Raw genomic sequence first — 10,305 nt, 5'->3', positions numbered from 1 at the left:
GCGATCAGCCTTGAGCTCCTGACTGCCCGCGGGGGACACACGAGACTAACCCCGGCTGGGCTTGTCCTGCGGACGGATGCTTATTGAAGAAAGGAATCGTCAATACCTATGGGTCGGGCGCGGAGATGATGTAACTCGAATGCTCAGGCCCGACGAGGTGGCCGATCGACCAGCACCCGCTGTACGTCTCGCCACTGAACGACACGAATCTGATGCCCGGTTTGCACGCCAGTGACCGGGTCGACATCGAAACCGACCGAACAAGGTGGTGGTATCGAGTAATTGTGACGCGGCCAGCACCGACAAGGATTCGACAGTGCCGGCCCCTCCACACAGCGCTGCCAAACGACTACCCGCGGCGAAGGCCGCGGCAGCCGGATAGGGCGGCTCAGTACCGTTCGTGTCCCGGTAACGGTGGCTGAACCATTCGCTGTTGGGTCCGTCCGCAGGACAAGCCCAGCCGGGGTTAGTCTCGTGTGTCCCCCGCGGGCAGTCAGGAGCTCAAGGCTGATCGCAGGTGATCGGCGGTATATTTGCTTTCAGTGAACGACAAAATCGACAACCGTCGCCCGCAAACCTCAAACGAAGAGAGCCATCAGGGCCGCACGTGGCAGGAACGAGCAATCGAGCGTCGCCTAGGCGATGCGCGGGCTTTAGCGGTTGCTCGTAGCACACGGTTTATGGCGACGGCGCTAGAGCTGGTCCAAGAATCCGGGCAAGCTAGTTTCACGTTACAAACACTGGCCGATCGTGCGAACCTCAGCGTGAGGACGTTCTATCAGCACTTCGCTGGCAAAGACGAACTTCTGTTGGCCTTATACGAAGATGTCACTGCTCAATTCACCGAGGCGATAAGGGAGAAAGTCGACGCAGCAGAAGGCCCGATGGGTCAGCTGGAGGCTTGGTGCAGAGGAGTGCTGTCCCGTCCGGGCTCATCGCAAGAAGTAGGCGGTCGCCTTGTTCTTATCTATAACTTGAGCCTCGAACTGGACAATCCGGAAGCGTTTGCGAAGGTATGGGAACCGCACCGCAAGTTGTTGACAGAAATCTTGACTGCATGTTCGCAAGCGGGCCTCATTCGAAACGACCTCACCGTGAAGCAACTGACGTCACTATTGGGCTCTACCCTCACTTCTCTAGGCCAGTACAACGCGTTGCACGGTGGGATGGACCAGACTGGCCTGACCGAAGAGGTCGTGTGGTCTTACTGTCGCCAAGCAATCCTGCCCTCGACGGCCGACGACAAAAAGTCGACAAGAGGTTAGGAGCACTGCCGGGCTCTGTCACCAAGCGCTACCGGTGCTTCATTAGACTCATATGACCGACAGCCGCGCCGCGGCGAGATCTCGAAGCTCGTTGGACTTGATCTTGTTGCTGCCCGTCAGGGCAATTTCTGCTTCGCAGAAAAAGAGTACGTGGCGCGGCACCTTGTAGCTTGCCAACTGTTCTCGCAAGTATTTGCGGATCTCGTCGGCTTCGACGCTGGCTCCGTCGTGCGGCACCACACATGCGACAACGATTTCGCCGAGCGTGTCATGCGGCAGGCCAACAGTTTTGGTCAGCTTCACCGCAGGATGCTTCGCCAGCACATCGTCGACTTCCAGCGGTGAGACGTTCGCGCCGCCCGTCTTGATGATCTCGGTAAGCCGGCCTTCCCAAAACAGACGGCCGGCGGAGTCGAGATACCCGCCGTCACCGGTGTGGAAGAATCCGTCCGCGTCGAGCGTCTCGTCCAGCGGTGTGCCCAAGTAGCCCAGCATCAGTGTGGGTCCCTTTACACAGATCTCGCCGCTTTCGTACCGCGAAACCACCTGTCCGGTCAGTGGATTCACAATCTTGACCGTCACACCCGGCAAAGGCCCTCCCAAGCTTTCGGCGTGGGCCTCAGGCGATGCGTCGACGTCAAATGCCGTTGAAAATGTGAATGTTTCGGTGTTGCCGTAGGCGTGAGATGGAAAGGACAGTTCGGCGGAGACCGTCGGATGACGTGCGATCGGCGTCTTTAAGTCGGCGAACCGCATTCTGCTCAAGTCCACCTGGAGCCAGTTGGGTACGCCTTCGATTTGCGCCCACTGATGTGGCCAGGCAAACGGGTAGTTCACGCGCTCCGCGACCATCAGTTCAAGCGCATCGGCGGCGTCAAAGGTTGGTTGCAGTACCAGCGACCCTCCGGCGGCGAGCGTGGCGCCAAGTGACATTACGAAATTGCCGGACCAGAAGAAGCCGTTCGCCGACCAGCAACGGACGTTGTCGTCGGGGCTGAACCTGCACATCCTTCTGAAGCGCCACATTTGGACGGCTACGCCCCGGTGGGAGCTCATGATGCCCTTGGGTTTGCTTGTGGATCCTGACGAGAAGAACACCGCCGCCGCATCACTCGGGCGCACGGCTTCAGCGGTCGCCTCTATCAATCCGCGTGGTACGCCGTGACCACGGGCTAGGAAAGAGTCCCATGAGTCGACGCCGGGCGGCGCTTCTCCGACCGTTGCGAGATGACGAAGGAACGGGAACCTGTCGGACTGCAGCGCTCCTGGAGCCATCGTGCAAATCGCGGGCTCAAGCTCGAACAGGACTTTCGCAAAGTCTGTCTTCAGCACACTGCGTTCAAACAGCAGCATCGCTGCGCTTGACGACTTGAGGAAGTATCCGAGCTCCGAGGCGGTCGAGAACGTGCTAAGTGTCACGGCCACCCCACCTGCGAGCGAGACGCCGAAGACAGCCGAAATCCACTCGGGACGGTTGGTCATCAAGACGCCGACCCGAGTGTCTTTGCCAACGCCACAGGCACGCAACGCGCATGCCACTTCAACCGCTCTCTCCCACAGCTCGGAGTAACTCCAACGTATTTCGCCTTCGGCAGTGCGCAAGACGAGTGCTTCTCGGTCGCCGTAGGTCGATGTCACGTCGCGCAGAAAGCCCGGAAGCGTGAGCGTGCCAAGCCCCGGCTCTTCACTCAGCGGCGGCCCATATGCGATTGAAAGTGATTTCACAGCAACAGATTCATGGAGTACGGGCCTCTTTACACCGGTAGCTCGACTTCAGCCGTGCAGGCAACGAGTTCCTCGTCATTCTGGTTGCTGAGGCGCAGCTTGACCTGGACGAGTGGCACTCCCCACGCGGACTCCGCTTCCTTGCCGACGACCTCGGCGTCGAAGTACGTGACGTCGCCCTCGAACGCGGGTCCGCGGAAGTCGGCCTTGCTGTGCCGGACCATTCCGTCATTGCCGGCCCAGTAGGCGAGATAATCGGTGCACCAGGCACCCATCGTTGCGCCGTAACCATAGGCACGCGCCATTCCTACCTCGGTGGCCCGGTCGGCGTCGATATGACCACGTGACGGGCCGAGATAGAGTCCGTCGCGCTTGCGGGGATCGACCTTCGCGTCTTCCTCGTCGAACGCAAAATCCTTGCCAAAACCAGGATCCTGATGGACCCACGGATCGTCGACGTCGACCGGTGCAACCCACCGGAATGCGCCCCAGATATTGAAGAGGAAGGCTCGGTATTCGGTGGTGAAGCTAGCGATGCTGTGCGGACCGATCACCCGCCGCGGCAGAGTGTCACCCACCTTGACCTCGTCAAAGTGTGGCGAGATGCCCATCCGGTTCGATTCCAGCCAGTCTCGACGGAGTCTTTCCACTTCTTCCAGCTCGAGCTGTGTCCATCGCTTGATGTCGCCGAGCTGGCTTTCGAACATCCCGCGTTTCCGCGCCTCTTCGTAGAGATAGCGGATCCCCGTCGATCGTTCGCGTGCTACCAGGACGCCGTTCTGGTTGGTATGGGTGGTATCTCCGCGCGAAAACATAGTGGGCCCAGCGAATTTGGTCTCCACAACCTTGTAGTCGTGGAACCGCCGATACTGGAACAGTTGGTCGCCGGGCCGGACGGGGCATCCGTAGAACCACCATTCCTCGCCCCCAAAGATCAGGTGGCTGTTCGGAATGTGCCCTACACATGCGGGTCCCGCGCCGTGCCCGTAGTCGAGGGCAACCGCGATCGACTGCGGTGCGATGATGCCCCCGAACTTGGACGCACGCGCGAATTCCTCATCCCAATGGATCGGATTCGGATAGTCCATCGCCATCACCCAACGACGAATGTCGGAGGAACTACAGGGATCCCACAACTGGCCGCCGCCAACGGGTTTGCCGACCCGGTGGTCGACATCGGACAGATCTAGCTCGAGCCGCGGCGAAGTGGGACCTGTTGTGGTCGATTCCTTGACCATAGTGTGCTCCTGCTCAAGCGATGGACGATGACGACGACGCGGGCCCATAACTTTCCTCGCCCCGCTGGGTACCGCGGGGAAGTCCGCAGCGCCTGCGGGGGCTACATCGCCCTCCACCACGAACGGCGGACGGGGGCGCATACGACTTATCGACTGCCTAGTTGGATGGTGGGTTCCTTCTTCCGGGCGTCATTGACGCCAAGATTCGCTCACTCCCGATGTTCTATGTTGCGCATCTTGATTGTCAAGATCTGCCAATCTAGAGTTGCGTGATAAGAGAACGATATTCTCGCTTGGCATCCTTGGACAAGATGGGACCCATTTGCTTCTCGAGCTCGACGATGACCAGCGTCTTTGGCGCGAAACAGTCCGCGGGGCGGTGACCAAACAGTGCCCACCGTCCCTTGTCCGGACGATCGCTGAGGGCGGCCCCGACGCCGGCGACCTATGGCAGTGGTACATCGACCAAGGCTGGACAGAGCTCACCGGCACTGAAAGCTTGGTCGAGCTCACGCTTCTGCTCGAAGAACTCGGGCGCGCGAGTGATCCGACGCCTTTCCTGGCCACAACGACCCAGTTCGCACCTTTGGCCGGCGACCGGGTCGCGCAAGATGCCGCCGGCGCCGCCGTGTACAGCGGTGTCACGGCATGCAGGGTTCGTCGCGGTTGGGTTCTCGAAGGTGCCGCTCGTTACGTCCTCGACGCCGACCGTGCCGACCAACTCGCTGTGGTTACTCCCGCCGGTGTCTTCGTTGTCGAGCCGAAAGCCGTGATGTCTTGTCGGGTCGCAGCAATCGATCCCGTGCTGCACGTGGCGGACCTACGGTTCAACGAAGTGCATGTCGCCGATGAGAACCGCATCGCCTCGGACACCGATCGGGCCTGGCAAATTGCGCTGACCGGAATGGCGATCACCATCGTCGGCGCGTGTCAGCGCATAGTCGACTTGGTTCTGGAACACCTTAAGCAGCGCTACCAGTTCGGGGTACCGATCGGGTCGTTTCAAGCGCTCCAGCACAAGGCCGCGGACATGCATGTGGCGATCGAGCGGGCGCGAGCATTGTCATACCTCGCGGCGCTCACCATCGCCGCTGACGATCCGCGTCGCCGCCTTTTCGCGGCGATGGCGAAAGCTGCAGCGGGGGACGCACAGTCGCTTGTCGTCCAGCACGGTTTGCAGTGCTTTGGCGCTATGGGGTTCACATGGGAAAACGACCTGCAATTCGCCATCAAACGCGCGAAGGCGGGGGAACTGATGCTCGGCGACGCCTCAGAGCATCGCGCGCTCATCGCCAGGGAGTATCGTGCAGCTGACTTTTGATCAGGATGTCGAAGCGTTCCGAGCAGAGTTCGCCGCATTTCTCGACGACAATCTTCCGACCGAAGCCGAAACATTCGAACGCCCGCGGTCGGTCTCGCACATGCCGCCCTGGGCCAGGAAGTGGCAGCGCCTGCTGTTTGACAACGGCTGGCTACTCCCCGCACAGCCCCCCGAGTTCGGGGGACGCAACGCGAGTGTGCTTCAGCAATTCGTCCACTTAGAAGAACTGTGTCGGCGACGCATCTATCACAGCTTCAACCCGCAGGGCGTCAATATTGTTGCGGCATCGTTGATCACATTCGGCACCCCCGAGCAGCAACAGCGCTGGGCGGTTCCGGTACTTCGCGCCGAAATGACAGCTTCGCTCGGAATGAGTGAGCCCAGCGCGGGTTCCGATCTCGCATCCCTGCGAACGCGCGCTGTCCGAGACGGTGACGAATTCATAATCAACGGCCAGAAAGTGTGGACATCTGGCGCACACGATGCCGATTTCCTGCTGGCTTTCGTTCGCACCGACCAGGATGCCCCCAAGCACAAGGGAATTTCGGCACTGATAATTCCGACGAGCGCCGAAGGCGTGGTGTGTCGTCCCTTCGCGGACATCGCCAGTCAGGACAACCTCGACTTCAACGAGGTGTTCTTCACCGATGTCCGAGTTCCGGCGGAGAACCTCGTGGGAGGGTTGAACCAGGGATGGTCAGTGGCCAACGGGTCACTGGGACACGAGCGCACGATGATGTGGGTGATGCTTGCCGACCGGATCGACAACCTCATCGCCGACTGCCGGCCCCGCACCGAAGTTGAACGTGATCGGTTCGCGTCCACAGTCATCGATTACCACGCCCTTCGGGCGATTGGATCGGCGGCATTAGCTCGCGACGCCCGAGGAGAGATCGACACCTGGTCCGTTTCTGTGCTCAAGCTTCTCGGCTCTGAAGCCGAAATGCGCGCTGCCGACCTTGCGCTGCGCACAGCGGGTATCGACGGTCTGCGGCACCCGGTAACCGAGCGATACCAACATATGAACCCCGACGAGTACTTCGCGAGCAGATTCGAGCGGTACACCCGCGGGATCGCGGCCACTATCGCCGGAGGCACATCGGAGATTCAGCGGAACATCATCGCGCAAAGAGTACTCGGTCTTCCACGTAGCTAACTGAGGCAGATAGGAGAACAGGTATTGCCTGAAGCGCACTGGGCCGCGATGACCTGCGTCAAGGTGGAACGGCGCGCGCGCATCGTGACGGTTCGGCTGAATCGGCCCGAGAAGATGAACGCGATCAACAGCATCATGGAGAACGAGTTCTACGCCGTCCTCGCGGACTGTGATCGCATGGCCGATGTCAGATGCGTCGTGCTCACTGCTGAGGGGCCAAACTTCTCATCGGGTCACGATGTCCAACAAGTGGCCGCCGAGACCATCGGCGGTCACGAGCCCGCGACCATCGAAGACAAGTACTGGGTCCACACGGGAGACCTTCTTCCGCCCTGGCGTTTCTCCAAGGGTTTAGTCGTGGCGACGAAAGGTTATGTGGGACCGCACGCCAACACGTTTCTGCTGGCGGCTGACGTGGTGATCGCAGCCGAGAACTCGCGGTTCAGTTGGGAGGAATCTCGGGTCGGGGTCGGGGCGCCCTACGGTCCCTATGCGTTGATGCCGTTTCATTTTCCCATCCGAGTTATGAAGCAGCTGTGGATGACCGGGGGCTGGATGGATGCGGAAACGGCCCGACAACTGTTCTACGTCAACCGGGTCGTCGAACTGGGCCAGGAAGAAGAGACAGCACTGCGCTTTGCCGAGCAGATCGCACGCATGGAAATTGGTGACCTGGTGGCGAACAAGCGCGGAACGCATCGCCTCTACGAAGCGGCGGGGCTTTCAGCGATGGTTGACGTCGGCCGAGACCCATATGTGCCCAGCGCTGAGGCCGCAGTGGCCAAGGAACATCACCTACGGCTGATCCATGAAAAGGGTGTGCGGGCCGCCGTGCGCGAGCGCGATACCGGTTGGGATGACGAGGTCAGCAAAGTGTGAGCTCGCTGCGCGGAGAACATGTTCCGATTTTGAGAAGCCAAAGACGGACCGAAACGAGGAAGAGATGCCAGACGCCGAAGCGATCAATGCGGCGATCAACGCGCACTGCCAGACTCTCAGCGATCACGATAAAGATGGCTGGCTCGCTCTATGGGCGGACGACGCCGTCCTGGAAGATCCTGTGGGAGTGGATACGTTTCGCGGCATTGAGACCATAGGAACGACCTTCTGGAAGATGGTCGAGGATCTCAGTCCGATGAAGCTGTGGCTTGAGCGCGAAGTGATCGTGTGCGGCAATGAGGCCATTGCCATTCTGCACGGCGTAGTGACTCGCGAAGGTGCGATGCAGCATGTCGGCCCCCTCGTGGATCACTTCACGTTCAATCAAGAAGGCAAGATCACGATGATGCGGGCCTTCTGGAAATACGCGTGAAGCGCGCAATGCCGACTTCTGACTTGCGTTCTCGAGAGACGCTGCCCGCCATCGTGAATCGCATGGCCGAAGCAGATCCCCATCGGCAGTTCCTGCATACGGTGGACGGCGCATCGGCAACCTGGGAACAGCTCCAAGAGGCGATGATCCTCTGGGCGGCACGCTTCTTCGCGCTGGACGTGAAGACGGGTGACGTGGTCGTCACCCTCCTCGACGCGGGCGTCGAATCGTTAGTCGTATGGCTGGGCCTCTCGAGCGTCGGCGCTGTAGATGCCGCAACGAATCCCGAGTTTCGGGGTCGCATGCTCGCATACGCGATCAACAATTGCCAGCCCGAATTACTCGTCGTCGCTGAGCAGTACTTGCCGTTCGTCGACGCCGCTGCCGCCGAACTGACAACGGTGAAGCGGGTGCTCGTCCTCGACAGTGGCGAATACCACCACGAGCAGCCTGGGGCGAAGCTGCCTGTGGTCACGCTGGAAGCGCTCAATACCGATACCAACGTCGCGCGAACACAGATGCGAGAGCCCGAGCCGCACGACATTGCCTGTATCACCTACACGTCAGGTACGACGGGTCCCTCCAAGGCGGTCAAGTTGCCATGGGCGCAGTTGCACTCGATCAACCTGGGCACGTTCCCCTTCGAGGACCTCGACTCGTCAGACATCTTCTACTGCACCACATCCCATGCTCACTTTGGATCGAAATCGATCCCATACCACGCAGCCATGGTCGGCGCGCGTGTTGTCATGAGGCCGCGATTTGCGCTCACCAGGTTCTGGCAGGACGTTGGTGAGTTCGAAATAACGACTGGCATGCTCGTCGGATCGATGGCGGATCTGCTGTTGAGGGTCCCCGAAAGCCCCACGGGCAGTACGTCACTCAAGAACCTCTTCATGGCTCCGCTCGGCGCTTGCTATAAGCAATTCAGCGAGAGATTCAATACCCGCATCTGCACCGTCTACAACAGCACGGAGGGCGGTGTCGCGATCTGTTCGGGGTGGAACCCGACGAACGAGCGCACTGTGGGTCGCCTGCGCGAAGGGTACCCCGGTTTCGAGGTTCGCCTGGTCGATGAGCATGACTATGAGGTTCCAGACGGCACACCTGGGGAATGCATCGTGCGTGCCAGCGTGCCGTGGGTGCTGAACGCAGGCTACCTGAACAACGATTCCGCGACGGCAGCCGCGTGGCGAAACGGTTGGTTCCATACGGGAGATGCGCTCGTCCGCACCACAGACGGTGATTACATGTTCGTCGACCGGCTCAAGGACGTGATCCGGCGTCGGGGTGAGAACATCTCGTCCTTCGAGGTCGAAGCCGACGTGCTGCGCAATTCGGACATCGTCGAGTGTGCCGCCGTGGCAGTGCCGGCCGACACTGCCGAAGACGAGATCCTAGTGTTCGCGGTGAAGCGCTCCGAATCGTCCATTGACCCCGAGGAGTTGTGCGCGGACCTTGAGGCCCGCATGGCGCGCTTCATGGTGCCGCGCTATATCGAGTTCGTTGACGACCTGCCCAAGACCCAGGCGACGCTACGCATCATCAAAGCCGACTTGCGCAAGCGCGGCGTTGGGCCCCGCACGTGGGACCGGCTGACCCAGGGATATCGCAGTCAAGCGACCGCGATGTCCAACTAGTGATGCGGAAGGACGGGATTGTGACGACACGAGGCACGAACTCAACCGCCGGATGCCCGGCTGGCCAAGAGCGACTGGAATCCCTTGCGGGAGTGTCCTTCATCGATCCGGCTATCCAGGAGAAGCCTTTCGCCTATTACCGGGCTCTTCGCGACGGGGACCCGGTGCACTACGAAACTGACCTGGGGATGTACCTGGTCTCGCGACACGAGGACCTGATGGCGGTGCTTCGAGATCCGGTCGTCTTCTCCCAGGAGCTTGGCTATTACCGGCAGATGGCCCATGGCCACCTTGACGAGATGAAGGAGATCCTCGCGCGCGAGGGCGGCGGCTTCTTCCCGGACGTTGCGAACATCGACCCACCGCGCCACACACGCGTGCGCCGTCTGTTGTCGCAGGCGTTCGGCAGGAGACGCATGAAAGCTCTTGAACCGCAATTTGAACGGCTCGTCGACGAGATGATCGACAAGTTCATCGAACGCGGCGAGGCGGACGGCTTGCACGATCTCGCCTTACCGATGGCGATCGCCTTCAGCATGCAACAACTACAGGTTGCCGATCTCGACATGGCCACGATCAAGCGCTGGGGGAGCGCCTATCTGTCGCAATTCAGTCTCACCAACACACGTGAGGACATGATCCGCGCGG

8 protein-coding genes and 1 pseudogene are annotated in these 10,305 nt (G+C 60.5%); 7 read left to right on the top strand and 2 right to left on the bottom strand.

Features of this window, described 5'->3' with window-relative positions; genetic code table 11:
* Positions 1-554: 554 nt before the first annotated feature.
* A complete protein-coding gene (locus A5625_RS05815; protein WP_232003467.1) occupies positions 555-1,265 on the top strand; it encodes a TetR/AcrR family transcriptional regulator in 711 nt (236 codons plus the stop codon).
* Between the two features lie 48 nt (positions 1,266-1,313).
* Here A5625_RS05815 and A5625_RS05810 read toward each other — a convergent pair whose 3' ends face one another.
* Both A5625_RS05810 and A5625_RS05805 read right to left on the bottom strand, forming a co-directional pair.
* A complete protein-coding gene (locus A5625_RS05810) occupies positions 1,314-2,990 on the bottom strand; it encodes an AMP-binding protein (protein ID WP_066990047.1) in 1,677 nt (558 codons plus the stop codon).
* Positions 2,991-3,019: 29 nt separating this feature from the next.
* Complete coding sequence (locus tag A5625_RS05805) at positions 3,020-4,348, bottom strand: MaoC family dehydratase N-terminal domain-containing protein (protein ID WP_232003464.1); 1,329 nt, start codon at positions 4,346-4,348, stop codon at positions 3,020-3,022.
* A 202-nt stretch (positions 4,349-4,550) separates the two neighbouring features.
* Here A5625_RS05805 and A5625_RS05800 point away from each other — a divergent pair, with 202 nt between their 5' ends.
* The 6 genes and pseudogenes from A5625_RS05800 to A5625_RS05775 all read left to right on the top strand — a co-directional run.
* Positions 4,551-5,549, top strand: a complete 999-nt coding sequence (locus tag A5625_RS05800) for an acyl-CoA dehydrogenase family protein (RefSeq protein WP_066990041.1) — start codon at positions 4,551-4,553, stop codon at positions 5,547-5,549.
* Positions 5,533-6,705, top strand: coding sequence for an acyl-CoA dehydrogenase family protein (locus tag A5625_RS05795; RefSeq protein ID WP_066990037.1), 1,173 nt, complete (start codon positions 5,533-5,535; stop codon positions 6,703-6,705). The genes A5625_RS05800 and A5625_RS05795 overlap by 17 nt, the downstream gene beginning before the upstream one ends.
* A 24-nt stretch (positions 6,706-6,729) precedes the next feature.
* Positions 6,730-7,584, top strand: coding sequence for an enoyl-CoA hydratase/isomerase family protein (locus A5625_RS05790; protein ID WP_156747979.1), 855 nt, complete (start codon positions 6,730-6,732; stop codon positions 7,582-7,584).
* A gap of 64 nt (positions 7,585-7,648) precedes the next feature.
* On the top strand, positions 7,649-8,017 hold the full coding sequence (locus tag A5625_RS05785) for a nuclear transport factor 2 family protein (RefSeq protein WP_066990031.1): 369 nt from the start codon (positions 7,649-7,651) through the stop codon (positions 8,015-8,017).
* A 62-nt stretch (positions 8,018-8,079) separates the two neighbouring features.
* Complete coding sequence (locus tag A5625_RS05780; protein ID WP_197515986.1) at positions 8,080-9,657, top strand: AMP-binding protein; 1,578 nt, start codon at positions 8,080-8,082, stop codon at positions 9,655-9,657.
* A gap of 92 nt (positions 9,658-9,749) precedes the next feature.
* Positions 9,750-10,305 (top strand): annotated as a pseudogene (locus tag A5625_RS05775) (cytochrome P450); the annotation flags it as partial.

The organism is Mycobacterium sp. 1465703.0, assembly GCF_001672975.1.
Classification (GTDB): domain Bacteria; phylum Actinomycetota; class Actinomycetes; order Mycobacteriales; family Mycobacteriaceae; genus Mycobacterium.
Note: the sequence above shows the minus strand (reverse complement) of the source record. Positions and strands in the feature narration are given on the sequence as shown.

What these genes read in the sequence shown, in the direction of transcription:
- A5625_RS05780 (WP_197515986.1), top strand. Translation starts at nt 8,080, where the DNA reads ATGGCCGAAGCAGATCCCCATCGGCAGTTCCTGCATACGGTGGACGGC.
- A5625_RS05785 (WP_066990031.1), top strand. Translation starts at nt 7,649, where the DNA reads ATGCCAGACGCCGAAGCGATCAATGCGGCGATCAACGCGCACTGCCAG.